Source organism: Georgenia yuyongxinii, assembly GCF_006352065.1.
Taxonomy (GTDB): domain Bacteria; phylum Actinomycetota; class Actinomycetes; order Actinomycetales; family Actinomycetaceae; genus Georgenia; species Georgenia yuyongxinii.
In genome coordinates this window covers 594,083-620,931 of the sequence record NZ_CP040915.1, presented here as the reverse complement: position 1 = coordinate 620,931, position 26,849 = coordinate 594,083, and the positions used below count along the sequence as shown (strand labels likewise).

General features: G+C 74.5%; 22 protein-coding genes. 12 read left to right on the top strand and 10 right to left on the bottom strand.

The features are described from left to right. Nucleotides 1-9: 9 nt before the first annotated feature. The 3 genes from FE374_RS02850 to FE374_RS02840 form a co-directional block, all read right to left on the bottom strand. A complete protein-coding gene (locus FE374_RS02850) occupies nucleotides 10-3,078 on the bottom strand; it encodes a sacsin N-terminal ATP-binding-like domain-containing protein (RefSeq protein WP_139927151.1) in 3,069 nt (1,022 codons plus the stop codon). 77 nt (nucleotides 3,079-3,155) lie between these two features. Further along, nucleotides 3,156-4,151, bottom strand: a complete 996-nt coding sequence (locus FE374_RS02845) for a DUF3027 domain-containing protein (protein WP_168205552.1) — start codon at nucleotides 4,149-4,151, stop codon at nucleotides 3,156-3,158. A 45-nt stretch (nucleotides 4,152-4,196) separates the two neighbouring features. Next, nucleotides 4,197-4,571, bottom strand: a complete 375-nt coding sequence (locus FE374_RS02840) for a cold-shock protein (RefSeq protein WP_139927150.1) — start codon at nucleotides 4,569-4,571, stop codon at nucleotides 4,197-4,199. A gap of 147 nt (nucleotides 4,572-4,718) precedes the next feature. On the opposite strand from FE374_RS02840, the gene FE374_RS02835 reads away from it, so the two are divergent. Together FE374_RS02835 and FE374_RS02830 are read left to right on the top strand one after the other, a co-directional pair. Next, nucleotides 4,719-7,070 (top strand): helicase-associated domain-containing protein, encoded by a 2,352-nt coding sequence (locus FE374_RS02835; protein WP_139927149.1) that lies wholly within the window; start codon nucleotides 4,719-4,721, stop codon nucleotides 7,068-7,070. Between the two features lie 159 nt (nucleotides 7,071-7,229). Next, complete coding sequence (locus FE374_RS02830) at nucleotides 7,230-7,712, top strand: DUF4262 domain-containing protein (protein WP_139927148.1); 483 nt, start codon at nucleotides 7,230-7,232, stop codon at nucleotides 7,710-7,712. A 33-nt stretch (nucleotides 7,713-7,745) separates the two neighbouring features. Here the strand turns inward: FE374_RS02830 and FE374_RS02825 are convergent, their stop codons facing one another. Next, on the bottom strand, nucleotides 7,746-8,948 hold the full coding sequence (locus tag FE374_RS02825; protein WP_139927147.1) for an aminotransferase class I/II-fold pyridoxal phosphate-dependent enzyme: 1,203 nt from the start codon (nucleotides 8,946-8,948) through the stop codon (nucleotides 7,746-7,748). Nucleotides 8,949-9,022: 74 nt separating this feature from the next. On the opposite strand from FE374_RS02825, the gene FE374_RS02820 reads away from it, so the two are divergent. From FE374_RS02820 to FE374_RS02810, 3 genes are read left to right on the top strand one after another with little or no spacing between them, the layout of a single operon-like run. Further along, nucleotides 9,023-9,412, top strand: a complete 390-nt coding sequence (locus FE374_RS02820; RefSeq protein WP_139927146.1) for a DUF2237 family protein — start codon at nucleotides 9,023-9,025, stop codon at nucleotides 9,410-9,412. After that, nucleotides 9,409-9,879, top strand: a complete 471-nt coding sequence (locus FE374_RS02815; protein ID WP_139927145.1) for an HIT family protein — start codon at nucleotides 9,409-9,411, stop codon at nucleotides 9,877-9,879. The genes FE374_RS02820 and FE374_RS02815 overlap by 4 nt, the downstream gene beginning before the upstream one ends. A 45-nt stretch (nucleotides 9,880-9,924) precedes the next feature. After that, nucleotides 9,925-11,568 carry a DNA repair helicase XPB gene (locus tag FE374_RS02810; RefSeq protein WP_139927144.1) on the top strand — a complete coding sequence of 548 codons (1,644 nt, stop codon included), beginning with the start codon at nucleotides 9,925-9,927 and terminating at the stop codon, nucleotides 11,566-11,568. A 52-nt stretch (nucleotides 11,569-11,620) separates the two neighbouring features. Here FE374_RS02810 and FE374_RS02805 read toward each other — a convergent pair whose 3' ends face one another. Then, entirely contained in the window at nucleotides 11,621-12,406 is a 786-nt protein-coding gene (locus FE374_RS02805; RefSeq protein ID WP_139927143.1) for a type 1 glutamine amidotransferase, read from the bottom strand. A 153-nt stretch (nucleotides 12,407-12,559) separates the two neighbouring features. On the opposite strand from FE374_RS02805, the gene FE374_RS02800 reads away from it, so the two are divergent. Together FE374_RS02800 and FE374_RS02795 are read left to right on the top strand one after the other, a co-directional pair. After that, entirely contained in the window at nucleotides 12,560-14,563 is a 2,004-nt protein-coding gene (locus tag FE374_RS02800; RefSeq protein ID WP_168205551.1) for a TPM domain-containing protein, read from the top strand. Between the two features lie 80 nt (nucleotides 14,564-14,643). Further along, a complete protein-coding gene (locus FE374_RS02795) occupies nucleotides 14,644-15,462 on the top strand; it encodes a PspA/IM30 family protein (RefSeq protein ID WP_139927141.1) in 819 nt (272 codons plus the stop codon). 94 nt (nucleotides 15,463-15,556) lie between these two features. Here FE374_RS02795 and FE374_RS02790 read toward each other — a convergent pair whose 3' ends face one another. From FE374_RS02790 to FE374_RS02770, 5 genes are all read right to left on the bottom strand, one after another. Next, on the bottom strand, nucleotides 15,557-16,561 hold the full coding sequence (locus FE374_RS02790; protein ID WP_139927140.1) for a sugar phosphate isomerase/epimerase family protein: 1,005 nt from the start codon (nucleotides 16,559-16,561) through the stop codon (nucleotides 15,557-15,559). 1 nt (nucleotide 16,562) lies between these two features. Further along, nucleotides 16,563-17,768, bottom strand: coding sequence for a Gfo/Idh/MocA family protein (locus tag FE374_RS02785; RefSeq protein ID WP_139931275.1), 1,206 nt, complete (start codon nucleotides 17,766-17,768; stop codon nucleotides 16,563-16,565). A 116-nt stretch (nucleotides 17,769-17,884) separates the two neighbouring features. Beyond that, nucleotides 17,885-18,943 (bottom strand): substrate-binding domain-containing protein, encoded by a 1,059-nt coding sequence (locus FE374_RS02780; protein ID WP_139927139.1) that lies wholly within the window; start codon nucleotides 18,941-18,943, stop codon nucleotides 17,885-17,887. Between the two features lie 125 nt (nucleotides 18,944-19,068). Then, nucleotides 19,069-20,139, bottom strand: coding sequence for an ABC transporter permease (locus FE374_RS02775; RefSeq protein WP_139927138.1), 1,071 nt, complete (start codon nucleotides 20,137-20,139; stop codon nucleotides 19,069-19,071). After that, nucleotides 20,136-21,659, bottom strand: a complete 1,524-nt coding sequence (locus FE374_RS02770) for a sugar ABC transporter ATP-binding protein (RefSeq protein ID WP_139927137.1) — start codon at nucleotides 21,657-21,659, stop codon at nucleotides 20,136-20,138. The genes FE374_RS02775 and FE374_RS02770 overlap by 4 nt, the downstream gene beginning before the upstream one ends. A gap of 109 nt (nucleotides 21,660-21,768) precedes the next feature. Here FE374_RS02770 and FE374_RS02765 point away from each other — a divergent pair, with 109 nt between their 5' ends. The 5 genes from FE374_RS02765 (at nucleotide 21,769) to FE374_RS02745 (ending at nucleotide 26,841) form a co-directional block, all read left to right on the top strand. Further along, nucleotides 21,769-23,016, top strand: a complete 1,248-nt coding sequence (locus tag FE374_RS02765; protein ID WP_139927136.1) for an ROK family transcriptional regulator — start codon at nucleotides 21,769-21,771, stop codon at nucleotides 23,014-23,016. Nucleotides 23,017-23,092: 76 nt separating this feature from the next. After that, a complete protein-coding gene (locus FE374_RS02760) occupies nucleotides 23,093-23,659 on the top strand; it encodes an NYN domain-containing protein (protein WP_139927135.1) in 567 nt (188 codons plus the stop codon). Nucleotides 23,660-23,670: 11 nt separating this feature from the next. Beyond that, complete coding sequence (locus FE374_RS02755) at nucleotides 23,671-25,230, top strand: amidohydrolase (protein ID WP_230978436.1); 1,560 nt, start codon at nucleotides 23,671-23,673, stop codon at nucleotides 25,228-25,230. Nucleotides 25,231-25,536: 306 nt separating this feature from the next. Continuing rightward, nucleotides 25,537-25,947 carry a hypothetical protein gene (locus FE374_RS02750; RefSeq protein WP_139927134.1) on the top strand — a complete coding sequence of 137 codons (411 nt, stop codon included), beginning with the start codon at nucleotides 25,537-25,539 and terminating at the stop codon, nucleotides 25,945-25,947. A gap of 42 nt (nucleotides 25,948-25,989) precedes the next feature. Beyond that, nucleotides 25,990-26,841: a PhzF family phenazine biosynthesis protein gene (locus FE374_RS02745; protein ID WP_139927133.1), complete on the top strand. Its 852-nt coding sequence runs from the start codon at nucleotides 25,990-25,992 to the stop codon at nucleotides 26,839-26,841. Nucleotides 26,842-26,849: the final 8 nt, after the last annotated feature.

Here is a 26,849-nt window from a genome sequence, read left to right as displayed (position 1 = left end):
CCCGGCGTCTCACTGCCCGGCGTGCTCGGCCAGCAGCTCTGCCAGCCGGCCGGGCTCGGTGAGCACCGCCTCGACCAGGTGCCGCGCGGCCCAGTTCCCGGCGGCGTAGGCGAGCGCTCGGGAGAGGCCGGCGGTCGTCGTCGCCCAGGCTGCGCCGTCGGCCGCCCACCAGGCCACCTCCACGCCGGCGACCCGCAGGTGCGTGCACTCCCACCACTGTGCCGGCGCGCCGGGCAGCACGGCCAGCACCTCCGAAGGGGTGTCCACCGCTCCGGCGCCGACCGCCTCGGGCAGTGCCTCCCCGACGGCGTCAAGGTCCAGCAGTTCCGCGACCCGCACCACCTCGCCGGCGGGCACCGGGAGGACCGGGCGCACCTGCGCCCACATCGGCGGCCCGACCACGGCTTCCTCCGCCGGCACCATCCGGGCCGTGCCCGCGTCGAGCACCGGCACGGCCTGCGGCGACAGCTCGAGCCCGGCCGCGCCCGCACCCACCAGGGCGCGCCACAGCGCCAGCGCGTCCGTCAGGGGCACCTCGCCCACCGGCGGCCAGCCGCCCACGTACGCCTCCCAGCCGGCGTCGTCGAGCTCGGCCAGGTCCTGCACGGCGCCGAGCGCGGTGAGGACGGCGTCGTCGAGGCCGGCGAGCCCGCCCGGGGCCTCGGGCAGGAACGGCGTCCGCGCCGCACCGGCCCGCGGGTGCGCGAACGGCGCACCGAGCTCCTCGCGCAGCCACCACGCGGTGTACGACGACGCCGTCAGGTGGGCGGCGCGGCCCCCGGAGATCACGCGCACCTCGGTGAGCAGCGCCGCGCGGGCGTGGCGGTCCTCGGCGACCCGTTCGAGCAGCCGGTCCCACGCGTCCGCGGCGACGGCGTCGAGGTCGGCGACGGCGGTCAGGTCGCCCAGGTACGCGCCGGGGCCGAACGTCCGGGCCAGGTGATCGAGGTAGTCGCCCCAGCCCTCGACGGGCTCGTCCGCGGCCGGCTCGGCGACCACGTCCGGCACGGTCACGGTAACGAGGTCGGCGCGCACCCCGACGGCACGGAGGGTCGCGGCGTCCCACCGGTCGGCGACGGCGGGGTCGAGCTGGTCCAGGGCGTCGAGGACGGTGGCGGCCCAACTGCCGGGGAGGACGAGCTCCGCCGCGGGGAGGTCGCCGTCGGGGCCGGGCAGGGACAGACGGGCCAGCCAGGCGGGTAGCTCGGCGCCGGGCCGCTCACGCACGGCCAGTGCGGCCAGGTCGAGCACGGCGGCGACAACCGCCGGGACGCGGGCCTCGCCGTCGTCGGCGTCCTCCGGGCCGCCGGGCTCCCCTCCCAGGGCCGCGGCACGGACCAGGTCCTCGGCCAGGACGGTGCGGGCGTCGGCCTCGACGGCCCCCGCCCGGGTCAGCACCGGATGTGCCGCGGCGGGATGGACGAGCCGCAGCCCGGGGAAGTGCGCCCCCAGCGTGTGTTCCTCCCACAGGGTGGCGAGGTCCGCTCCCGGTACGAGGATTCCGCGGGCGCCGCGGACGGTGCGCCCGTCGGCGAGCGGGACCGGCAGGGCGCCGAGCGCCTCGCGGGAGGTGGCCGCGTGCGGGGCGAGCGCGGTGTACAGCTCGCGCCACCGCGCCGGCTCGGCCACGAGCGGCAGGTCCTCGAGGACTTCGGCGAGGTCGCGCAGGGCCACCCCGAGCACCCGCGCCTGGGAGAGCCGGTCTGCGGGCACCCGGACGAGCCCGCCGATCATGGGGCTCAGCGCAGCCAGCACGGCGTCGTCCTGACCCACAGGCCCGGTGATCGCCTGCGCGGTGCGGGCGGTCAGACGGTCGCCGGTGCCGACCTCGGTGAGCATCGGCGTTGCGCGCAGTGCGGCAAGCGCGGCGGCGTGGAGGGCGGCGTCGAGCGGGCCGGCGGGCAGGCCGGTGGGGACGAGCGCGAGTGGGTCGGCGCCGGCCGGTGAGGTCGAGCGCGCGGGGTCGGCGGACGGACCGTTCGTGAGCGCGTCGGCAAGCTGGGCGTAGGTCTTCCCCGCCCGGGCGACCAGTGCATCGGTCAGAAGGCCGGGCGCCACGTGCCGCCGGGACGGGTCGAGCGGGAGGCTCGCGACGAGCAGTGCGGGCAGGGTGCACGGTTCGTCGGTCGGTGTGGGGGCGTGGACCACGCCGGTGTGCGTGGCGGGCTCCATAGCTCCCCCACCCGTGCCACCCGGGTGAGGTGCGGGCCGGGTCCGGGGCAGCGCCCACGTCACGCTCCAGCCGGTGCGGTCGCGCTCCTCGACGGGACGGTCGGCCAGCAGCGCGGGATCGAGGGTCCCCTCGGCCCGGGTGACGAGCCAGCGGCTGTCGACATCGGCGAGGCGGCGCGGGGCCTCGCCGTCGATCTCCACCCGCACCTCCGCCAGCGCGGGCAGCGCGAGCAGGACGGCGTCGGAGAGCTCGGTCAGTGCCTGGCGCACGGCGGCGGTCTCGGCCGGCCCGCGCAGCACCAGCTCCACGGCGGTGGTGAAACCGGCCGGGACGTCGGCGTCCGGGCTGACGAACGGCAGCCGCAGGGCGGGCAGGTCACCGTGCCGGGCCGCTACCTCCGCGCCGAGCGCGGGGCTGTCGGCGGCCGCCCGGGCGAGCAGGCCGCGGGTGCCCGCCAGTGAGAAGGCGACGCCCACGGCACCCGCTTCGGTGGGGCCCGGCCGGGTGGCGACGGTCAGCTCGTCGCTCACGGAGCGGACGGCGGCGAAGCCCACCCCGAACCGGCCCACCATCCCGCCGGTCCGCTTGGCGGAGGCGCGCATGCTCGCCAGGGCGGCAACGCCGTCGACGGTGAGCGGTGTGCCGGTGTTGGCGGCCAGCAGCCGCGCACCGCCGGCGCCCGTGGTCAGGCGGAGCAGGAGCCGGCCGGGCGCGCCGCCCGGCGCGGCGGCGGCGTCCGCCGCGTTCTGGGCGAGCTCGGTGACCACACGGTCGCGGTAGTAGCCGCGGGCGTGGTCCTCCTCGAGGTTGGCGTCCTGCCGGAGCCGGGACGGGTCGCGCTGCCAGGTGGCGAGCGCCGACCCGCGGAGGGCGGCGGTGTGGAACAGGTCGGGGGCGCCGGGCACCGCCGCATCATGTCATCGCCGCGGACGGCGGGTGCGCCGCCCTCGCCTTGGCAGTGGGTGTCGCGGGCGCGGAGGCCTCAGTGCTGGGACGTCGCCGGCACGTCCGTGCTCGGCGAGGGGGCGTCGACGTCCGTGCTCGGCGCCGGCTCGGCGTCGAGGTCGGGGACGGCGTCGGCGGTGGCCTCGGCGTCCTGTTCGAGGGCGATCTGGCCGGGCAGGTCGGGCTCGGCCGGTTCGCTGGGCTCACCGGGCGCTCCCGCGTCGGCGACCTCGACGATCTCCGGGGCGACGGCGTGGGCGCTGAGGACCTCGAGGTCGCGCTCGTCGATCACCGGCTCGGACGGGTTCCACAGCGCGGCGGGCCGGGGCGCGTCGGTCTCGGAGTGGGCCCCGCAGCCGTGGTCCGTCGAGACCACCCGGCCGTCGTCGGGCGACCACTCGTTCGCGCACACCCCGAAGACGGTGCGCGGGGACCCCGCGAGCTTCATGAAGAAACCGCAGGTGGAGCACGGCGCCTTGGCCGCCTTCGCGGCGGGCGCGTGCGGGCCATGATCGCCGTCGTACCAGCGGGTCAGCGCCTGGGCGCGACCGTCGGTCGAGAGCACGCGGGCCCGGCCGAGGCCGAGCTCATAGATCGCGAGCACGTCGGCGTCCTCGCCGGTGGCCTCGTAGCCCTGCTCCAGGCGCGGGTCGTCCGCCAGGTACGGCAGCGCATCGGCAGGGCCGACGTCGCCCGGCTGCAGCCGCTCGGCCCACGGCACCCATTCCGGCGCCAGCAGCGCGCCGTCGCCGGGCAGCAGCTCCACCTCGCACACCGTGGCCGCGCGTCCGCGGGGCGGGCGCGCCACGGTCACGGCCCAGTGCCAGCCGCGGTAGCCGGGGACGAGCGCCTCGAACACGTGGGTGACCAGTCGTTCACCCTCGACCACCATCCCGCGGTGCTCACCGACCTGACCCGGCTGGGCCAGCTCCTCGGCGGCGTTGCGGGCGAGCTCGATGGCTCCGGCGCCGGCGAGCACGGTCTCCTTGCCGGCGCGGGCGGTGATGCGGGGCGTCTTGATGGCAGGTGGCACGCGCACAGTCTAGGTGGTGGGCGATGCAGGCTCGGCCGGCCGCGCTCAGAGGTCGAACTGGTCCGCGACCGCGCGCAGCAGCTGGGCGATCTGCTTGCTGTTGTCGGGGTAGTGGCCGCGGTGCAGCGAGTTGGAGGTGCGGTCGAGCGCCTTGATGAGGTCCTCGACGATCGGGACCATGTCCTCGGCCGGCTTGCGATGCGCGCGGACCACCGACGGCGGCTCCTCGAGCACCGTGACCGAGAGCGCCTGCGGGCCGCGACGGCCCTCGGCCACCCCGAAGTCGACCTTGGCGCCCGGCTTCGGCGCCGTGCCCGTGGGCATCGCGGAGGCGTGCAGGAAGACCTCACCGCCGTCATCGGCGGCGATGAAGCCGAAGCCCTTGGCGGCGTCGTACCACTTGACCTTGCCGGTAGGCACGGGGCTACCTCACTTGTTCCACTACGTGACGAAGGCGCCGACGTCGCCGGCGCCACTTCCTGCGCCCAGGATACCGGGCCGTAGTCCCGCCTCGTGCGCCTTTCCGCCGGGAGCGAGGGTGCCGCCGTCGGCCGTAGTGTGGTGCGGATGGCTTCCTCGACGACGCCCCGGGCGGCGACCGCGACGGGAGCGACGCTCGGCACGGCGCTGGCCCGGCGCGACGATGCCGGGCTGGCCGCACTGCTCCGCGCGCGCCCCGACCTCGCCGTCCCGGCCCCCTCGTCCCTCACCGCGCTCGCCGCCCGCGCGGGCACCCGGCCGAGCGTCGAGCGGGCCCTGACGGGTCTCGACGCCGCCGAGCTCGTGGTCGCCGAGGCCGCGGTGGCGCTGGCCCCGCTGCGCCGTCCGACGGCGGTGGCCCTGACCAGGGCCGTCGGGCTCGACGCGGCACCAGCACACCGCCGGCTCACCGACCTCGCCCTGCTGGTCGCCGACCTGCCCGTGCCCGCCCTGGTCGACGCCCTCGGGCCGCACCCGGCCGGCCTCGGCCCCACCCTGGCCGAGCTGGGCACCCCACCCGCCGCGCCACCGACCACCGCGACCGCGCTGAAGGCCGCGCTGCGCGACGCCCCGGCCGCCGCCGTCGGTGTCCTCGACGCCCTGACCTGGGGGCCACCGGTCGGCACAGTCGGCGCCGACCACCTGCCCGATGGCGCCGCGTGGCTCCTTGAACGGGGCATCCTGCACCGCCTCTCCCCCACCCAGCTCGTCCTGCCGCGGGAGGTCGCGCTCGCCGCCCGGGGCGGCCGCACCCACGCCCAGCCGCCGACGCCCCCGGCACCGGAGAACCTGAGGACCATGCCGGCGACGGTCGTCGAGGCGGAGGGCGCCCGAGCGGCGGAGGAGATCGTCCGGCTCGTCGGGCTGCTCCTGCAGACCTGGCACGACACCCCCGCCACCGTGCTGCGCACCGGCGGCATCGGGGTGCGCGAGCTGCGCCGCACCGCCGGGGCGCTCGAGATCGACGAGGCCGCTGCCGCCGCGGTGGCCGAGCTGGCCGCCATGGCCGGGCTGCTCACGCAGGACGGCGACGAGGCGGTCGCCTGGGGCCCGTCCCGCGCGGCGCTGGACTGGCTCGAGGACCCGCTGCCCGTGCGGTGGGCGCAGCTGGCGGCCGCGTGGCTGCGCTCCGCGCGCACCCCCTGGCTCGTCGGCACCAGGTCCGACCCCGGCACCCTTCGGGCGGCGCTCGAACCGACCCTCGAACGCGGATGGGCGATGGAGCTGCGCGGCCGGGCCCTGCGGGTCCTCGCCGACCTCCCGGCCGGTGCCGGACCGACCCCGGCACAGGTCCACGAGACGCTCGCCTGGCACCGGCCGCGCGCCACGGCACCGGTCAGCACGGTCGGCGCCGTCCTGCGCGAGGCCGGCCGGCTCGGCCTGACCGGTGCGGGCGCCCTGACGGCGCCGGGCCGGACACTGCTCGACGGCGGCGGGCTGGCCGCCGTCGCTCGGGCGCTGGAGCGGGCGCTGCCGGAGCCCGTGGGCGACCTGCTCGTCCAGGGCGACCTCACCGCCGTCGTGCCCGGCCGGCCAGAACCCGGCCTGGCCGACCTGCTGTCTCTGTGCGCCGAGGCCGAGTCCCGCGGCGCCGCCCTAACCGTCCGGTTCACCGCGGAGTCCGTGCGCCGCGCGCTGGACGCCGGCCTGGGCGCGGACGAGCTGCTCGCGGCCCTCGCCGAGCGCTCCCGCACGCCGCTGCCCCAGCCGCTGGAGTACCTGGTCCGCGACGGCGCCCGCCGGCACGGGCAGGTGCGGGTGGGCGCCGCGGCCGCCTACCTGCGCGTCGAGGACGCTGCGGCCGCGGCCACGCTGGTCGGCAACCCGGCGCTGGCGGACCTGGCGCTGCGCACGATCGCGCCGACCGTCCTGGTCTCGCCCGCCCCGCCGGGCGACGTGCTCGACGCCCTGCACGACGCCGGCCTGGCCCCCGTCCTCGAAGGACCGGACGGGGCCGTGGTGCTCAGCGGCCTCGGCAGGTCCCTTACCTCCGGGACGACGGTGCCCGCCGGCTCCCCGGGCCGCCTCGCCCGGGCCCGCAGCCGCGGCCGGCGCGGCGGTGCCCGGGGGCTGCCCACCTTCCCCGGCGCGGCCACCAGCACATACACCCGCGTCCTCGACGAGGCGGACTTGGTGGCCGTCACGTCCCGGATGCGCACGGGTGAGGAGCGGATCCGCCGGGATGCCGCCCGGGGCGGCGAGGCGGCCCCGGCCGCGACCGACCCCGTCCACGCCCTGGCGGTGCTGCGTGAGGCCGCGGCCGCCGGCGCGATGGTGGAGATCGTGCTCGTCGGTGCCACCGGTCGCCCGGAGCGGCGGCGGGTCCGGCCCGTGCACGTGGACGGCGGCCGGGTCCGCGTGACCGACGTGGAGCGCGAGACCGAGATGACCGTCGCGATCCACCGCATCTCCGCCGTCGCGGCCGCGCCGGGCGCCTAGCGGCTGGCCGACCGCCGCGTGTGGCCGTGCCGCAGCCCGGGAGGCACTCGTTCACGTGCTGCCACGGCGCCTTGTGCACAGGGCCACCCGGCGCACCCGGGGCGTGTGGGTGGCCGCTCCTAACGTCGACCCCAAGAGCCAGACGACGAGGAGGTCGATATGTGCTGGAAGTGCGACGGGTGGTCCGACGAGGACATCCGCAAGTGGTTCCTGGACACCATCCAGGCGGTGGGGTGGGCCGTGTGTGGCGTCGAGCGCGGGCCGAACAGCCCACCGTTCAGCTACACCGTCGGGCTGACCCGGTTCCACGACCATCCCGAGCTGGTGATGAGCGGGCTGGACGGGCCAGACGCCCAGCCGCTGCTCGACGAGCTTGCCACCCACGTGCGCGAGGGGCACCGGTACCGGGCCGGGGACGTCATCACCAGCTTCAGCAGCCACCGCTACCAGGTGCTGCGGGTCAACAACCCGCGCCGGCTCGCCATGGCGCAGGAGATCTACGGGCTGCGCGGGGCGCGACAGGTGAACGGGCTGCAGGTGGTGTGGAGCAACCACGCGGGGCAGTGGCCGTGGGACCCGGGCTGGGCCGAGGGTCGCCGCACGCAGGAGCTCTTCGGGAGGCCGTTCCCGGCGGCGGCGTGAGGAGCACGGAGAGGGGCGCCGCGGGCGCGAAGGTCAGCCGTGCGCCTCTTGGAACGCGACGATCCGGTCCACGGCCGCGGTCACCGCCTCCGCACCGGCCGCGAAGGAGAGCCGGACGTAGCGCCCGCCGCCCACGGCGTCGAAGTCCCCACCCGGCACGACGGCGACACCCTGCTCCTCCAGCAGGGCCCGGCACCAGGCCGCCGAGTCGGCGAACGGGCCCAGGCGGTCGCCGAGGTCGCCGTAGAGGTAGAACGCGCCGTCCGCGGGGGCGACCGGGCCCCAGCCGAGCCGGTCGACCTGCCCGAGCAGCACCTCGCGGGTCCGGGCGAACTCGGCCACGCGGGCCTCGGCCTGCGCGTACGCGTCCGGGGTGAAGGCGCCGACGGCGGCGAGCTGGGCCGGCGCCGGCGGGCAGAGGGCGACGTTGCCCGCGAGCGCGTCGATCGACGTGGCGAGGTCCTCGGGCATGAGGGCCCAGCCGAGCCGCCATCCCGTCATCCCCCAGTACTTGGAGAAGGAGGACACGACGAGCGCGCTCCGGTCGAGCTCCCAGGCGCAGACGCCGCGGGCGTCGGCCGCGGCGGGGTCGGCCGGGTAGGTGATGCCGTGATAGATCTCGTCGCTGACCAGCCGCACACCGTTGCGTGAGCACCAGGCGGTCAGGCCGGCCAGCTCGGCCCGGCTGACCATGGTGCCGGTGGGGTTGGCGGGCGAGGCGAGGACCAGCCCGTCGAGCGGGCCGGACGCGGCCACGACCGCGTCCAGGACCGCCGGTGTGGGCTGGAACCGGTCCGCCGGGCCGGCGTCCACCTCGACCACCACGCAGCCCAGCGCCCGCAGGATGTTGCGGTAGGCGGGGTAGCCCGGCCGGGCCAGCGCCACCCGGTCCCCGGCGTCGAAGGCGGCGAGGAAGCTGAGCACGAAGGCACCGGACGAGCCGGTCGTGACCGCCACCTGCTCGGGTGCGACGTCCAGCCCGTACCAGGAGCGGTAGTGCGCGGCGAGCGCCTCGCGCAGCGGCCGGATGCCAAGGGCGCTGGTGTAGCCCAGGTCCAGGCGGGCGGTGTGCGCCTGGGCAGCAAGGCGGTGGACGGCGTCGGGCGCCCCACCCGACGGCTCGCCCGCGCACAAGGAGATCACGTCCCGGCCGGCGGCACGCAGCTGCGCCACCCGGTCCAGGATCGTCATCACCTCGAACGCCGGCACCGCCGCCCGCGTGGCTACCTTTTTCATCCCCGCCCCTTCGCCCGGTCACCGCCAGGGTGGCACACCTCGCGAGCCCGCCCACCACCCGGGATGATCGCGCCATGGCGGAGCGCAACGTCCTCGGCGGCGAGCTGGGTGAGTGCGGCACGGACCCGGTGACCGGTTACTACCGGACCGGCCGGTGCAGCGCCGACGAGGGCGACCTGGGCAACCACAGCATCTGCGCCGTGATGACCGCGGAGTTCCTCGAGCACCAGGGCCTCAACGGCAACGACCTCGTCACCCCGCGGCCGGAGTGGCTCTTCCCCGGCCTGCACCCCGGCGACCGGTGGTGCGTGGTGGCGGTGCGGTGGCTCCAGGCCTACGAGGACAGCTGCGCCGCGCCGGTCGTGCTCGCGTGCACCCACGAGCGGGCGCTGGAGGTCGTGCCCCTGGAGCTGCTCCAGCAGCACGCGGTCGACGTGCCCGACGACCCCGGGCTCCTCGAGTGAGCCCCACCGGCGCCGCGTGCGCCTTCTGCCGGATCGTCGCGGGCGAGACCACCGCGCACGTGGTCCTCCAGACCGAGCACACCGTGGCGTTCCTCGACATCCGGCCCGTCTTCAAGGGCCACACCCTCCTGGTACCCCGCCGCCACGTCGCCACGCTGCCCGACCTGCCGCCGGACCTGGCCGTCCCGTTCATGACCAGCGCCCAGGCACTCGCCGCGGCGATGCCCGCAGCCCTCGGCGCGCAGGGGTCCTTCGTGGCTGTGAACAACATAGTCAGCCAGAGCGTGCCGCACTTGCACGCCCACGTCGTCCCGCGCACCAAGGGCGACGGCCTGCGCGGGTTCTTCTGGCCCCGCACGAAGTACGCCGACGACGCCGAGGCGGCCGCGTTCGCCGCCCGGCTGCGATCGGCTCTCGATGCTCGCGGGGCCCTCGGAGCTCACGAGGCTCCCGAGCGGAAGGTGTGACCACCACCGCACGCCGCCCGCCCCCCGGCGGGTGACAATGGCCAGATGCCCGACGGCCCCCTGATCGTCCAGTCCGACAAGTCCCTGCTCCTCGAGGTCGACCACCCCCGCGCCATCGAGGCCCGCCGCGCCATCGCCCCGTTCGCGGAGCTCGAGCGCGCCCCCGAGCACGTGCACACCTACCGCCTTACACCGCTCGGCCTGTGGAACGCCCGGGCCGCCGGGCACGACGCCGAGCAGGTGGTCTCCGCCCTCATCGACTTCTCCCGTTACCCCGTCCCGCACTCCCTGCTGGTCGACGTCGCCGAGACCATGGACCGCTACGGGCGCCTGCAGCTGGTCCAGCACCCCACCCACGGGCTGGTCCTGCACGCCCTGGACACCCCCGTCCTGGAGGAGGTGCTGCGCGCGAAGCGGGTCAAGGGGCTGCTGGGTGAGCGCATCGACACCGAGAACGTCGTGGTCCACCCCTCCGAGCGCGGCCACCTCAAGCAGGTGCTCGTCAAGCTCGGCTGGCCCGCGGAGGATCTGGCGGGCTACGTCGACGGTGAGGCGCACGCCATCGACCTCGACCAGGACGGCTGGCACCTGCGGCCCTACCAGGAGGAGGCCGTCGACACCTTCTGGCACGGCGGCTCCGGCGTCGTCGTGCTGCCCTGCGGGGCGGGCAAGACCATCGTCGGCGCCGGGGCGATGGCCCGGTCCAAGACCACCACCCTCATCCTCGTGACCAACACCGTCTCCGCGCGGCAGTGGCGCGAGGAGCTGCTCCGCCGCACCAGCCTGACCGAGGACGAGATCGGCGAGTACTCCGGCGCGCGCAAGGACGTCCGGCCGGTCACCATCGCCACCTATCAGGTGCTCACCACCAAGCGGAAGGGCGTCTACACCCACCTCGAGCTGCTCGACGCCCACGACTGGGGGCTGATCCTCTATGACGAGGTGCACCTGCTCCCCGCGCCCATCTTCCGGATGACGGCGGACCTGCAGGCCCGCCGTCGTCTGGGCCTGACGGCCACGCTGGTACGCGAGGACGGCCGCGAGGACGAGGTCTTCTCCCTCATCGGCCCCAAGCGCTACGACGCCCCCTGGAAGGACATCGAGGCCCAGGGCTACATCGCCCCGGCCGAGTGCATCGAGGTCCGCCTGACCCTGCCGGACCGGGACCGCCTGGTCTACGCCACCGCCGAGCCGGAGGAGAAGTACCGGCTGGCCGCGAGCGCGTCGGGCAAGGTGCGGGTGGTCGAGCAGATCCTCGCCAAGCACGACGGCGAGCAGACCCTGGTGATCGGGCAGTACCTCGACCAGCTCGAGGAGCTCGCCGAGGACCTGGGCGCCCCGCTCATCACCGGGCAGACGTCGGTGACCGAGCGGCAGCGGCTCTTCGACGCGTTCCGCCGCGGGGAGGTCTCGAAGCTGGTGGTCTCCAAGGTCGCCAACTTCTCCATCGATCTGCCCGAGGCGTCGGTGGCCGTGCAGGTGTCCGGCTCGTTCGGCTCCCGCCAGGAGGAGGCGCAGCGCCTGGGCCGGCTCATGCGACCCAAGGCAGACGGAAAGACGGCGCACTTCTACGCCGTCGTCGCCCGTGACACCGTCGACCAGGAGTTCGCCGCGCACCGGCAGCGGTTCCTGGCCGAGCAGGGCTACGCCTACACGATCATCGACGCCGAGGACCTCACCCGGGCCTGACCGCCGGCCGCACCGTCCCGGGTGGACCCGGGCAGTGCAGGCCGCGAACCCCTCAGGCGACGCTGCCGTGCGCGCCGTGCTCGTCGGCGGCCTGCCGCACCTGGGCGGCGAAGGCCTGGGCGAGGGCACGGCCGACGGCGACCACCTCGGCGTCGTGGGCGCGCGCCGCTGCCGCGACCACCTCGGCGTCGTCCCCGTGGCGGGCCGCCCACCGGCCCAGCTGCTCGGGGTCGGCCTCGGGGTGGAACTGCACACCGAGGGCGGAGCCGACCCGGATCGCCTGGAACGGGTACATCGCGGAGAACGCGAGCCACTGCGCACCGGGCGGCAGCTCGACCACCGCGTCGGCGTGCATGCTCGGCTGCAGCACACCACCGTGGTCGGCCAGGGCGGGGACGTCGCCGCCGTCGGCGAGCTCCTCGCCCACCCGCACGGCGGCACCCAGCACCGGGTCCACCCGGGCCTCCGGCCGCCACATCACACGGACCAGGCCGGCCTCGCGCCCGGGAGGCGCACCGACCTCCACCCGGCCGCCCAGCGCCGCCGCGAGCATCTGGTGCCCCAGGCAGATGCCGAGGACCGGCACGGCCCGGGCGACGGCGTCGGCGAGCAAGGCCCGGGTGCCGGCGATCCAGGGTGAGCGCTCGTCGTCGTAGGCGTTGGTCCGGCCCCCCAGCACCAGCAGCCCGTCACCGAGACCGCTGGCAGCAGGCAGCGGCTCCAGCCATGCGCGCACCACCCGGACCTCGACAGCACCCTCGAGCCAGGCCGCGAAACGGCCGAGCGGGACGTCGGGGTCGTGCTGGATCACGGTCAGAACCGGGAGGGACGTACGCATCCGCACACGGTAGGTCACCGCCGGTCACGTCCGCGAGGGTCGTCGGCCGGCGGCGCACGCACCGGCGTGACCTGGCAGTTCCCGTTCTCCTCCCTCCGCGAACGTTGGGCTTTCACCGTTGCGCCGGTCACGCCGGACCGCGAGGATCGCCTCGTGAGACCCGTCACCGTCCTCAAGGCCCTGGGCGCCGCCGCCCTGATCACCGTTCCCGCGCTCGCCGTGGCCGGCCCGGCCGCCGCCGAGCCGCCTCAGCAGCTGACCGAGCAGGTGACGGACACCGCGGGAGTGCTGGGGAGCGGCGACGCGGCGGAGATCCAGCAGGTCGTCGAGGAGGTCCAGGACACCACCGGCCAGCTGGTCTACGTCACCTTCGTCGACGACTTCTCGGGGGAGACCAACGAGCAGTGGGCCGCGGACACGGCCGAGGCGTCCGGGCTGGGCCCGAACAACATCCTCCTCGCCGTCGGCGTGGACGTCAGTCAGTACGGGCTCGGCCGACACAGCGCCTCCCCGGTCGGCCAGCAGGAGCTGCAGGACTTCACCGACAACCAGGTCGCACCGCTTCTCGGCGACGGTGACTGGGCCGGCGCCGCCACCACGTTCGTCACGGGCGTGGGCGAGCTCGCGACCGGCGGCAGCCCCTCCGGCGACGGCGGCGGGGGTGGTGGCGGGTCCTTCGGGACGGTGCTGCTCATCGGGGTCGTCGCGATCCTCGCCGTCGGCGCCTTCCTGGTCTTCCGTCGCAAGAAGGACGACGGCGAGCGGCCCGCGGGGCGTGCCCTGCCGCCCGGCCACCCGCTGACCCTGCCCACGCCCGAGCTGGCGAAGCGGGCGGGCACCGCCCTTGTGGGGGCCGACGACGCCGTCCGCAGCTCCGAGGAGGAGCTGGGGTTCGCCAAGGCGCAGTTCGGGCTGCAGGCCACCGACCAGTTCTCCGCCGCGCTCGACCAGGCCAAGGTCAAGGCGCAGCGGGCCTTCCACGTGCGCCAGCTGCTCGACGACGACGTCCCGGAGACCGAGCCGCAGCAGCGGCAGATGTACGCCGAGATTCTCCAGCTGACCGAGGAGATCGACCAGACGCTCAGCGCCCAGGCCGAGCAGTTCGCCAAGCTGCGCAACATGCAGGCCCGCGCGCCGCAGATCCTCGACGAGCTCGAGCAGCGGGCCGGGGAAGTCGCCCGGGAGATCGAGAGCGCCCGCGTCGAGCTCGCCCAGCTGGCCAACCGCTATCCCGTCGCCGCCCTGGCGTCCGTGTCCGGCAACCCCGACCAGGCCAAGGCGCTGCTGGTCTCCGCCCGGCAGTCCGTGGCGGACGGCCGCGCCAAGCTCGCCGACGGGGACCGCCCGACGGCGGTGACCCACGCCCGGGTGGCCGAGCAGGCCATTGGTCAGGCCGACACCCTCCTGAAGAACGTCCACGGCGCCGGTGCGGCCCTGGCCGAGGCCGGCACGCGCCTGGACGCCGCACTGGTGTCGATCACCTCCGACGTGCGCGACGCCAACCGGCTCGCACCCCGGGACCCGGTGGTCGTCGCCCGGCGCAAGGAGGCCGAGGCCGCGATCGCGCAGGGCAACGAGGCCCGGGGAGGTGGGGACCCGCTGGCCGCGCTGCAGCGGCTCGCGGCCGCCGAGGCGGCGATCGACGCCGCGCTCGCGCCCGCCCGTGCGGCCGACGAGAACAACCGTCGCGCGGTCGCCCAGCTCGGCGACCGGCTGGGTCGGGTGAACTCCCAGATCCGGGCCGTGTCCGACTACATCGCCACCCGCCGCGGCTCGGTCGGCTCCGAGGCGCGCACCCGTCTGTCCGAGGCGGCCCGCCTCGCCCAGGAGGCCAACCACCTGTCCACCTCCGACCCCGCGACCGCGCTGCAGAGGGTGACGCAGGCGGAGCAGATGGCCGCCAGCGCGCAGCAGCTCGCCGAGCGGGACGCCAACCGGTTCGACGACTACAGCGGCTTCGGCGGCGGGTTCGGCGGTGGCCGGCGCGGCGGCATGGACGTCGGCTCCCTCATCCTCGGCGGCATCCTCTTCGGCGGCGGAGGCGGCTGGGGCGGTGGCGGCGGCTGGGGCGGCGGTGGCGGCTTCGGCGGCGGAGGCGGCGGCGGTGGCTTCGGGGGCGGCGGCTTCGGCGGCAGCGGCGGAGGTGGAGGCTTCTGATCCTCTCCCGGTTCCGCCGCTCACGGCGCGGCACGACTCACGACCTGACGATCTCGACCCCAACCAAGAAGGGCACCACCATGGCAGAGAAGCAGAGCATCCTGGGCCGCATCGCCCAGCTCACCAAGGCCAACATCAACGCGCTCATCGACCGGGCCGAGGACCCCCAGAAGATGCTCGACCAGCTCGTCCGGGACTACACCTCCTCGATCGCCGAGGCCGAGGACGCCGTCGCCGTGACGATCGGCAACCTGCGCCTGGCCGAGCAGGACCACGCCGCCGACATCGCCGACGCCCGGGACTGGGGGCAGAAGGCCCTCGCCGCGGCGCAGAAGGCCGAGGACGTGCGCGCGCGCGGCGACGAGGCCGAGGCTGCTCGCTTCGACACCCTGGCGAAGGTGGCCATCGGCAAGCAGATCTCCGCCGAGAACGAGGCCCGAGCCGTCGAGCCGATGATCTCCTCGCAGAACGAGGTGGTCGACAAGCTCAAGGAGGGTCTGCAGCAGATGCGGGTCAAGCTGGACGAGCTGAAGTCGCGCCGTGACCAGCTGGTCGCACGCTCCAAGACCGCGCACGCGCAGAAGACCGTCCAGGGCGCCATCGCCTCGATCAACATCCTCGACCCCACGAGCGAGATCTCCCGGTTCGAGGAGCAAGTCCGCCGCGAGGAGGCCTACGTGGCCGGCCAGGCCGAGCTGCAGGGCAGCTCCATCGAGGACCAGTTCGCCGAGCTGGAGGACTACGGCCGCAACGCGGAGGTGGAGGCGCGGCTCGCGGCGCTCAAGGGCGGCAGCCCGGCCCCGCAGCAGATCGGCGCCACCGCGGCCGGTGCGACCGCGACCGGCACCGACGAGGGCTCGGCAGACATGACGGCGGACGAGGACAAGACGGCGTACTGACGCCCCACCACGACGGCCCCGGCCCCGGTCTCAGGACCGCGGCCGGGGCTCGTCTTTGGCGCCGACGCTCAGCGGGCCGTGAAGGCGCCGACGCTCAGCGGGCGGCGAAGGCGGCGTCGAACGACGCCTCCGGCTTCTCGAACGCCAGGCTTCGGACGAACTCCAGGGCCGCGGGGGCGCCCTCGAGCCGATTCATCCCCGCGTCCTCCCACTCCACGGAGATGGGCCCGCCGTAGCCGATGGTGTTGAGCATCCGGAAGGCGTCCTCCCACGGGACGTCCCCCCGCCCGGTCGAGACGAAGTCCCAGCCACGGCGCGGGTCGCCCCACGGCAGGTGCGAGCCGAGCCGACCGTTGCGCCCGTTGCCCACCCGCCGCTTCGCGTCCTTGCAGTCGACGTGGTAGATCCGGTCCTTGAAGTCCCACATGAAGCCGACCGGGTCCAGGTCCTGCCAGACGAAGTGGCTGGGGTCCCAGTTCAGGCCGAAGGCCTCCCGGTGGCCGATCGCCTCGAGCGTGCGCACGGTCGTCCAGTAGTCGTAGGCGATCTCGGAGGGGTGGACCTCGTGGGCGAACCGGACGCCGACCTCGTCGAAGACGTCGAGGATCGGGTTCCACCGGTCGGCGAAGTCCTGGTAGCCCGCGTCCACCCACTCCGCCTTGGCGGGCGGAAACATGGCCACGTACTTCCAGATCGAAGACCCGGTGAAGCCGACGACCGTCTTCACACCGAGCCGGGCGGCGGTGCGAGCCGTCATCTTCATCTCCTCGGCGGCGCGCTGCCGCACCCCCTCGGGCTCGCCATCGCCCCACACCCGGTCCGACAGGATGTCGCGGTGGCGTTCGTCGATCGGGTCGTCGCACACCGCCTGGCCCTTGAGATGGTTGGAGATGGCGTAGACCTTCAGCCCGTACCTCTCGAGCACGTCCAGCCGCGACTGGATGTAGGCGTCGTCCTCGGCGCCGCGCCAGGGGTCGAGGTGGTCGCCCCAGCAGGCGATCTCGAGGCCGTCATAGCCCCAGCCGGCGGCGAGCCGGGCCACCTCCTCGAACGGCAGGTCCGCCCACTGCCCGGTGAACAACGTGACGGGTCGTGCCATGTCAGGCTCCTTCGCTCGAGAGGGACGCGACGGGCGGCGCGGTGGCGCCCGCGCGAGCTTCGCCGTCGTCCACGGGTGTGAATGTGCTGTGGCTCGCCGCGGACCGCTCGACGGCGTCGAGGACCCGCTGGACGGCGAGGCCGTCGTCGAAGGACGGCGTGGGCTGTTCCCCGGCGGCCACGGCCTCGACCAGGTCGACCACTTGGTGGACGAAGGTGTGCTCGTAGCCGAGCCCGTGCCCGGCGGGCCACCAGGCCGCCATGTAGGGGTGGTCCGGCTCGGTGACCAGGATGCGCCGGAACCCGGCGGTGCGGGCATCCTCGGCGGCGTCGAAGAAGCTCAGGACGTTCATGTCCTCGAAGTCGAACGCGATCGCACCGGCGGTGCCGCTGACCTCGATCCTGATGGCGTTCTTGCGGCCCCAGGCGAACCGGGTGGCCTCGAACGTGGCGGGCGCCCCGGAGGAGAGCCGGGCCAGGAAGACGGCGGAGTCGTCGACCGTGACCGGGCCGCGGTCGGCGCCGCCGGTGCCGCGCAGCGCGCCCGTGCTCGTTGCCACGGGCCGCTCGGCGACGAACGTGTCGAGCATGGCGGAGACGCCCACAACCCGCTGCCCGGTGATGAAGTGCGTCAGGTCGACGATGTGGGCACCGATGTCCCCCAGCGCGCCCGAGCCCGCCTTGGTCTTGTCCAGGCGCCAGGACAACGGGGCCTCGGGGTCGGCCAGCCAGTCCTGCAGGTACTGGGCGCGCACCTGGCGCACTTCGCCGATACGTCCCTCGGCGACCAGGTCCCGGGCGAGCGCGAGCGCGGGCACGCGGCGGTAGCTGAACCCCACCATCGACAGCGCGCCCCGGGCGGCTGCCGCGCGCGCGGCGGCGGCCATGGTCTCGGCCTCGGCGAGGGTGTTCGCCATCGGCTTCTCGACCAGGACGTGCTTTCCCGCCGCGAGCGCGGCGGTGGCGATCTCCGCGTGGGTGTCGCCGGGCGTGCAGATGTCGACCAGGTCGATGTCATCGCGCTCGACGACGCGGCGCCAGTCGCTCTCCACCTCCGCCCAGCCGAGCTTCCGGGCGGCCTGGGCGGCACGCTCCGGCGACCGGCCGACGAGGACCTGCATGACGGGGTCACGGGGCAGGTCGAAGAACCGTGGCCCCACCCGCCAGGCCTGGGAGTGCGCCCGCCCCATGAAGGCGTACCCCACCATCGCCACCCGCAACGGGCGGCGTGCTGCTTCACTCACGGTGTCTGTCTCCCTCTCCGGCAACGCGCGCCGGTCCCCCCGCCCGGGCACCGCTGGTGGCCCGGGCCGGGCCGGCATCGTCAGGACTCGAACGCGGTGTCGATGTACTGCTCGACGTTGTCGGCGGTGACCACCGGGGCGTGGAGCTGGACGGTGCGCGGCACCTCCACCTCGACCAGGTCGGACATGGCCTTGCCCTGCACGAGCAGGCGGGCCAGCCGGATGCCGTCGGCCGCCTGGGTGGCGGGGTAGATGACGGTGGCCTTGACGACCGAGTCGCCGGACTGGATCTCGCGCATCACGTTGGCCGAGCCGGCACCGCCGACCAGGAAGAACTCCTCGCGGCCTGCGTTGTCGATGGCCGCGAGCACGCCGACGCCCTGGTCGTCGTCGTGGTTCCAGATGGCGTCGATCTTCGGGGCCGCCTGGAGCAGGTTGGCCGCGGCGGCCTCGCCGCCCTGGACGGTGAAGTCCGCGGCCACCCGGTTGGAGACCTCCAGGCCGCAGTCACCGAGCGCGTCGGCGAAGCCCTTGCTGCGGTCCTGGGTCAGGGGCAGGTTGTCGATCCCGGCGATCTCGGCGACGACGGCGTCGGGCTTGTCACCGAGCTCCTCGCAGATGTACGTGCCGGCGCTGACGCCCATGCCGTAGTTGTCGCCGAGGACGGTGGTGCGGGCGGCGAACGGGCTGGAGAACTCCCGGTCCACGTTGATCACCGTGATGCCGGCCTCCATGGCCTGAGTGGCCACCTCGGTGAGGGCGGCGCCGTCGAACGGCAGCAGCACGATGGCGTCGACGCCGTCGTTGATGAACTGCTCGATCTGGCTGATCTGCAGATTCACGTCGTTGGTGCCCTCGGCGACGCGGAGGTCGATGTCCTCGTACTTCTTCGCCTCGGCCTGGGCGGCGGAGGTGATTGCGCCCATCCAGCCGTGGTCGCTGGCGGGGGCGGAGAAGCCGATGGTGACGGTGTCGCCCGGCTCGTCGTTGGCCCCCGCGGGGGCGGCACTGCCGCTGCCGTTGCCGGTCGCGGACTCGTTCTGCTGGGCGGGTTCGTTCGAGGTGCACCCGGCGACGAGGGCGGCCGAGGCTGCCAGCGCGAGGGTGGTGAGAAGGCGGCGGCCGGTCGTGACGGACATGAGACTCCTCCTTGAGCGGGACCGTGGTGACTGTGGTCGGGTGGGTCGGGTAGTAGGTCGGACGGGAGCAGTGGTGCGGGTGCGACGCGGCCCCACGGGGGCGCGGCGCGGCGGGCCAGAGGTGGTCAGGTGGCCCGGGAGCGGGCGGCGAAGCGCTGCTGGAGCATGACGGCGGCGACGATGATCGCGCCCTTGGCCACGGACTGGGCGGAGATGGACAGGTCGTTCTGGGTGAACACGTTGGTCAGCGTGGCGAAGATCAGCACGCCGAAGACGGTGCCGACGATGGTGCCGCGTCCGCCCAGCAGGAGGGTGCCGCCGACGACGACCGCGGCGATCGCGTCCAGCTCATAGAGCTGGCCGTTCGTGGAGGACCCCGCCGTGGTGCGGGCCACCATCATGACGGCACCGATCCCGGCGGTCAGCCCGGCGAGGGCGTACAGGTACATGGTGTGGCGCTGGACCTTGATGCCGGCCAGCCGGGCGGCCTCCGGGTTGCCGCCGACGGCGATGGTCCGCCGGCCGAACGTGGTGCGGTTGAGCAGCACCCACCCGGCGACGGCCACCACCGCGAAGATCCACACCAGCACCGGGATGCCGAGGAGGTCGGCGCGGAAGAAGTCCAGGAACGGCTTCACGGTGACGATCTGGGTCCTCTTGTTCGCGATGATCTCCGCCAGGCCGCGGGCGGCGACCATCATCGCGAGCGTGGCGATAAAGGCCACGACCTTCCCGTACGCGATGAGCACCCCGTTGACCAGGCCCGCCACCGTGCCGACGGCCAGCGCGGTGAAGACCATCACCACCCAGTGGGTGTCGGCGGCGATGGTCTGCGTGGCCAGGGTGGTGGCCCACACGGTCGCCAGCCCCATGACGGAGCCGATGGACAGGTCGATCCCGCCGCCCGTGATCACGAACGTCATGCCGACGCTGAGCACGCCGATGACGGCGGCGAACCGCAGGATCGTCATGATGTTGTCGACGCTCACGAAGCGTTCGCCGGCGGTCACCACCCCGACGACGCACAGCAGGGCCAAGGCGATGACCAGGCCGAGGTTGCGTCCGAACCCCAGCCTGGCGAGCCGGTCGCGCCGGGCGACGTCCCTTCCGCCAACCGCGTCCCGGTCGGCGGTCTCGGTGGCTTGCGCGCCGGCAGGGGTCCCGGCGGGTGTGCCGGTGGCGTGGTGCTCGTTCATTGCTGAGCTCCTTCCATGACAAGGTCGAGCACACGGTGCTCGTCGATCTGGCGGGCCGGCCCCTGGTGGACGATCCGGCCGTCGGCGACGACCAGCACCTGGTCCGCGAGGCCGAGGACCTCCTCGATCTCGCTGGAGACCACGACCACGGCGGCGCCCTGCGCGGCGAGCCGGTGGATTAGCCCGTAGATCTCCGCCCGCGCCCCGACGTCGACGCCCCGGGTCGGCTCGTCGAGCAGCAGCACGGAGCAGCCGTGCACGAGCCAGCGGGCGAGCATCGCCTTCTGCTGGTTGCCACCCGAGAGCGTGCGCATCGGGCGGTCCACGTCGGGCGGGGACAGGTGAAGTGCGCTCGCCTGCTCCCGAGCCGCGCGGCGCTCCGCACCCTCGTCGAGGAACGCCGACCGGGCGAATCGGGCGAAGGTCGAGAGGGTGATGTTGCGGTAGACCGACTGGTCGAGGAGGAGGCCCTGGCTCTTGCGCTCCTCCGGTGCCAGCCCGATCCCGACGCCGACGGCGGCGGGCACCGACCCGGGGCGCACGAGCCTGCCGTTGACCTTAACGGTGCCGCTGCTGGCGCGGCGCGCCCCGTAGACGGTCTCGAGAATCTCCGATCGTCCGGCCCCCACGAGGCCGGCGAGGCCGACGATCTCGCCGGCGCGGACGGTGAAGGAGACCTCGCGGAACTCGCCGGCGACGCTGAGTCCCTCGACCTCCAGGACCGGCTCGGAGGCCGAGTGGTCCAGGTCGCGGCGGCCGAGCCCGGTGTCGACGCTGCGGCCGGTCATCATCTTGATGAGCTCGGCGGTGGGCGTGGCGGTGACGTCGAGACCGGCGGCGACGGTCTTGCCGTCCTTGAGCACGGTGATCCGGTCCCCGATCTGCCGGATCTCCTCGAGCCTGTGGGAGATGTAGATGACGGCCACGCCCTCCGCGACGACGGAGCGCACCACCCGGAAGAGGTTGGCGACCTCCTCGGGGTCGAGGACCGCCGAGGGCTCGTCCATGATGATGACCTTGGCGTCGTGGGACAGCGCCCGCGCCATGGAGACCACCTGCTTGCCCGCGGCGGACAGCCGCCCGACCTCCCGGCCGGGTGGGATCTCCGTGTGCCCGAGCCGGCGCAGGAGGTCACGGGTGCGCGCATGCGCCTCGCGGCGGCGCAGCAGGCCTCCGGAGGACAGCTCGTGACCGAGGTAGATGTTCTCCGCGACGCTCAGGCCGTCGACGACGTCAAGCTCCTGGTACATCGTCGCCACCCCGAGGTGCAGGGCGGCGACGGGGGTCGGGATGGTGACCTGGGCGCCGTGCCACCGGATCTCCCCGGCGTCCGGCTGGTGGGCTCCGGACAAGATCTTGATGAGGGTGGACTTGCCGGCCCCGTTCTGACCGAGCAGGCAGTGCACCTCGCCGGCCCGGACGTCGAGGTCGACCCCGTCCAGCGCTCGGGCGCCCGGAAACTCCTTGACGATGCCCTGCATCTGCAGCAGCGGCGCGGCGGTGCGGTCTTCGGTGACCATGGCCGCCAACCTAGTCAGCACTTCTGTCGGCCGTCAAGCAAAAGTTACCGACTCATCGACTCGGTTTCGCGAGGCAGACATGGAGAAGGGGCCGTGCTTAACTCCTCCCATGGCAAGCCGAACGTCGTTCCCGGTCGGCCCCCGCGCGCTGGCGGCCGAGAACGGGCGCGGCGACACCGAGCCCCGACCGAACGCGGCAGGAGCGATCTTCCAGCTCCTGCGCGACGGCGCGCCCCGCACCCGCGCCGACCTGGCGGCGGTGACGGGGCTGGCGCGCTCGACCGTGGCCGCCCGGGTCGACGAGCTGCTGGCCACCGGGCTGGTCGCCCCGACCGGTGAGGCCGCCTCCACGGGGGGCCGTCCGCCCGCGACGTTCGCGTTCCGACCAGAAGCACGCCTGGTCCTCGCCGCCGACATCGGGGTCAGCCGGACGCGCGTCGCGGTGACGGACCTCGCTGCCACCGTGCTCGCGGAGGAGGCCCTCGACCTCGCCGTGGCGGACGGGCCCGTCGCCGTGCTGAACGCCGTGCTCACACAGTTCCAGGCGCTCCTCGAGCGGACCGGCCGGTCGACCGCGGACCTCGCCGGCGCGGGGGTCGGGCTGCCCGGCCCCGTCGAGCACAGCACGGGCCACCCCGTCAGCCCTCCGCTCATGCCCGGCTGGGACGGCTTCGACGTGGCCGGGTTCATGGGTCGAGCCCTCGGCACGCCGATCCTCGTGGACAACGACGTCAACATCATGGCGCTCGGCGAGCACGCCGCCGTGTGGCCGACGGTCGACGACCTGCTCTTCGTCAAGATCGCCACCGGCATCGGGGCGGGCATCATCAGCCACGGCGAGCTGCAGCGCGGCGCCCAGGGCGCCGCCGGCGACCTGGGGCACATCGCCGTCCCCGGCGGTCCGGACATCACGTGCCGGTGCGGCAACGTCGGCTGCCTGGAGGCGGTCGCCAGTGGCCGGGCCGTGGCGTCCACTCTGCGCGCCAAGGGGTACGACGTCTCCACCAACACCGCGCTGGTGGAGCTCCTGCGATCCGGGAACACCGACGCCGCCCTGGCCATCCGCGAGGCAGGGCGGTCGGTGGGCCGGGTCCTGGCCGCCTGCGTGAACCTCCTCAACCCCTCGGTCATCGTCATCGGCGGCATCGTGGCCGATGCCGGCGAGCACCTCCTCGCCGGCATCCGCGAGGTCGTCTACACCCGGTCCCTGCCCCTGGCCACGCAGCACCTGAGGATCGTCGGGGCGGGCACGGCGGGGCGTGCGGGGGTGCTCGGCGCCGCGGCGCTCGTCGTCCAGCACGTCCTCGCGGCCGGCCAGGTCGACCAGCTGGTGACGACCACGACCAGCGTCGCCTGACAGGTCCGGCGCGCGCGTCGTCGGAACCGCGCCGTCGTGCCACCGCCGTGGGGGTGGGCACGTCTACGATTGCCCCATGTCCGAATCCCGCACCACATACCTCCTCGTCGACGGAGAGAACATCGACGCCACCCTCGGCATGAGCGTGCTGGGCCGCCGTCCCGAGCCCACGGAGCGACCCAGGTGGGATCGGATCCTCAGCTTCACGGAAGAGGTCTGGCAGGACCCGGCCCGCGGGCTGTTCTTCCTCAACGCCACCAGCGGGCAGATGCCGATGAGCTTCGTGCAGGCGCTGCTGGCGATGGACTACCGGCCGATCCCCCTGGCAGGCACCGGCACCGAGAAGGTCGTCGACATCGGCATCCAGCGCACGATGGAGGCGATCCTCGCGCAGGGCCACGGCGACGTGCTGCTCGCCTCGCACGACGGCGACTACATCCCGCAGGTCGAGCGCCTCCTCGAGAGTGGGCGCCGCGTGGGGGTGCTGTGCTTCCGTGAGTTCCTCAACTCCGAGCTCGCGCACCTGGCCGACCGTGGCCTGCAGGTCTTCGACCTGGAGGACGACCTGGGCGCGTTCAACGCCGTCCTGCCCCGCGTGCGGATCATCCCGCTCACCTCCTTCGACCCCGTCCGCTACCTCTAGCCGAGCGCGCGGTGAGCGACGACCTGGTCGCCTCCGTCCTGGTGCGTCAGGCCCGGCTCGTACCGGCGCGCCCGGGCGGGCTCGGATCGGGCGGCGCGGGCGCGCCCGCCGACGTACGGATCACCGACGGCGTGATCACCGCCGTCGGGCCGCATCTCGCGCGCGCGGCCGGCGAGGAGGTGCTCGAAGCCGAGGGCCGCTGGGCCGTCCCGGGCCTGTGGGACAACCACGTCCACATGGGGCAGTGGGCCGCCACCTTCGGCCGGCTCAACCTCTCCGGGGCCGCCAGCGCCGCCGAGGTGCTCGACCTGGTCACCGCCGCGCTCGCGCGACGGCGGGGGTCAGAGCCCTCGGGCGACCGGTCGGCCGCCCTCGTCGGCTTCGGCTTCCGCGACGCGCTCTGGGCCGACCGGCCGAGCCTGGCCGCCCTCGACGCCGTCGCCGCCGGCACCCCCGTGGTGCTGCTCTCGGGCGACGTGCACTGCGGCTGGGTCAGCTCCACGGCGCGCGCCCTGCTCGGCCTGCCCGCGGGGAGCCAGGACGACGGCCTCGTGCGCGAGACGCCCTGGTTCGAAGCGCTCCCTCGCCTCGCCGCGCTGCCGGGCACGACCGCGGGTGCCGGCTACCGCGAGGCCCTGACGGGTGCGGCCGCGCGCGGTGTCGTCGGCGTCGTCGACTTCGAGTTCGCGCCGAACGAGCAGGCTTGGCCTGAGCGGATCAACCGCGGTCTTGACCTGCTGCGGGTGCGCACCGGTGTCTACCCCGACCACCTGCAAGACGTCGTCGACCGGGACCTGCGCGCGGGGATGACGGTGCTGGGCTCCCGCGGCCTGGTGACCATGGGGCCGCTGAAGGTCATCACCGACGGCGCTCTCAACACCCGAACCGCCCACTGCCGCGCCCCCTACCCCGTGCCGGGCGACCCCGCGCACCCGCGCGGCGTGCAGGCCGTCCCACCGGACGAGCTCGAGATCCTGCTGCACCGGGCGACCGAGGGCGGGCTGAATGTGGCGGTGCACGCCATCGGCGACGCCGCGGTCGGCCACGCGCTGGCCGCGTTCACAGCCACCGGCGCGTACGGCAGCATCGAGCACGCCCAGCTCGTCACGCCCGACGACGTCGCCATGATGGTCCGGCTCGGTGTGGTCGCCAGCGTGCAGCCCGCCCACCTGCTCGACGACCGGGACGTGGCCGACCGGGTCTGGCCCGGTCGCACCCGCCACGCGTTCGCCTTCCGGGATTTCCTTGACGCGGGGGTCGTCCTGGCGCTGGGCTCCGACGCCCCGGTCGCCCCGCTCGACCCGTGGCTGGCCATGGCCGCCGCGGTCCACCGCAGCGGCGACGACCGAGCCCCGTGGCACCCCGAGCAGCAGCTCACCGCGGCCGAGGCACTCGCGGCGAGCACGGACCGGCGCGGCACGCTCGCCGTCGGCTCGGCCGGTGACGTCGCCCTCCTCGACGCCGACCCGCTCACCCCGTCCGCGACGACGGCGGAGGCGGCCGCCCGGCTACGTGGCATGCGGGTGGCCACGACCCTGGTGGCCGGCCGGGTCACGCACGACGCCCGATAACGCCCGCTCCCTTCCGGCGAGAGACGGCGACCGCCGTCCCTATCTCGATTGTGTTGCGCGACGACCGTTCACCTCCCCTTCCCGACACCTGTTCACTACCGTCACTCCTGTCACACGGACACCAGGGGGAACGGAATGGGCGCACGCGGCTACGACGTCACCGGCTTGCAGGCCGCCCTGCGGCCGATTCCCGTGCGGCGACCGACGCCCGTCCGCGAACCTGCGCCGGTGGCAGCACCGGCACCGCAACCCAGAGCCGTCCCGCCACGCCACGCCCGGCAGCCCAGGCGCCGGTCGCCATGGCTGGTGCCGGTCGGTCTCGCGGTCCTGGCCGCCGCCGTCGTCGGGATGCGGTTGCCGGCGGACGCCGCGCACGGCGCCGACGCCGAGGTCCACGCCCTCGACGTGGTGGTCAGCGACGCCATGGCCCTGCCCGGCGCCCCCTGCACCGCCGCCGACTACGCCGGCACGTTCTTCGACGGCGCCACCGTCACGCTCTCCGACCCGTCCGGCACCCCGCTGGCCGAGGCGGGCCTGACCGGCGCACCACGGGCCTCTGACTCGGGCTGCCGCTGGGAGGTCACCCTCGACGGCGTGCCGGAGGGTCCTGCCTACGTGCTGCGCGTCGCCTCCGGGGCGACGGCCTACACATTCACGTACGACGCCGCCGAGCTCGCCTCGCGCGAGTGGTCCGTGTGGGTGAGCGTGGTCAGCTGACGGGTGCCGCGCCGTCGAGCAAGCCGCGGGTAGCGTGCCGCCATGACCGCACGCCGCTTCGCCCAGGTCGACGTCTTCTCCGCCGAGCCCTACCGGGGCAACCCGGTCGCCGTCGTCGTGGACGGCGACGGCGTCACCGACCACGACATGCAGGCATTCGCCCGCTGGACGAACCTGTCGGAGACCACGTTCCTGCTCCCGCCCACCACGCCGGAGGCCGACTACCGGCTGCGGATCTTCACCACCGGCGGTGAGCTCCCCTTCGCGGGGCATCCCACCCTCGGCTCGGCGCACGCCTGGCGGGCCGCCGGGCACACCCCGCGCGCGCCCGGCCGGCTGGTCCAGGAGTGCGCCGCCGGACTGGTCGAGCTGCGAGAGGCGGGTGCCCGGTGGGCGTTCGCCGGCCCGCCGCTGACCCGGTACGAGCCGCTCGACGCCGACACGCTGGCCCGCGCCACCGCCGGGCTGCGGCTGGACCCCGCAGACGTCCTCGACAGCTCCTGGCTGGTCAACGGCCCGGTGTGGGTCGGGCTGCGGCTCGCGTCGGCCGAGCAGGTCCTCGCCGTCCGCCCGGACTACGCCGCGCTCGGCGACCTGTTCGTCGGCGTCGTCGGCCCCTACCCCGAGGACGACGGCGCCGCCGGCGGGGACGACCGCCCGGACTTCGAGGTGCGGGCGCTCATGGGCACCGGGGTGGAGGACCCCGTCACCGGCAGCTTCAACGCCGGGCTGGCGCGCTGGCTCATGGACACCGGTCAGGCACCCGCGGCGTACGTGGCCGCCCAGGGCACCGTGCTGGGCCGGGCGGGACGCGTGCACGTCACCGCCGCCGACGGCGAGATCTGGGTGGCGGGCGACACCGTGACCATCGTCGAGGGCACGGTGCACCTCTGACGTCAGGG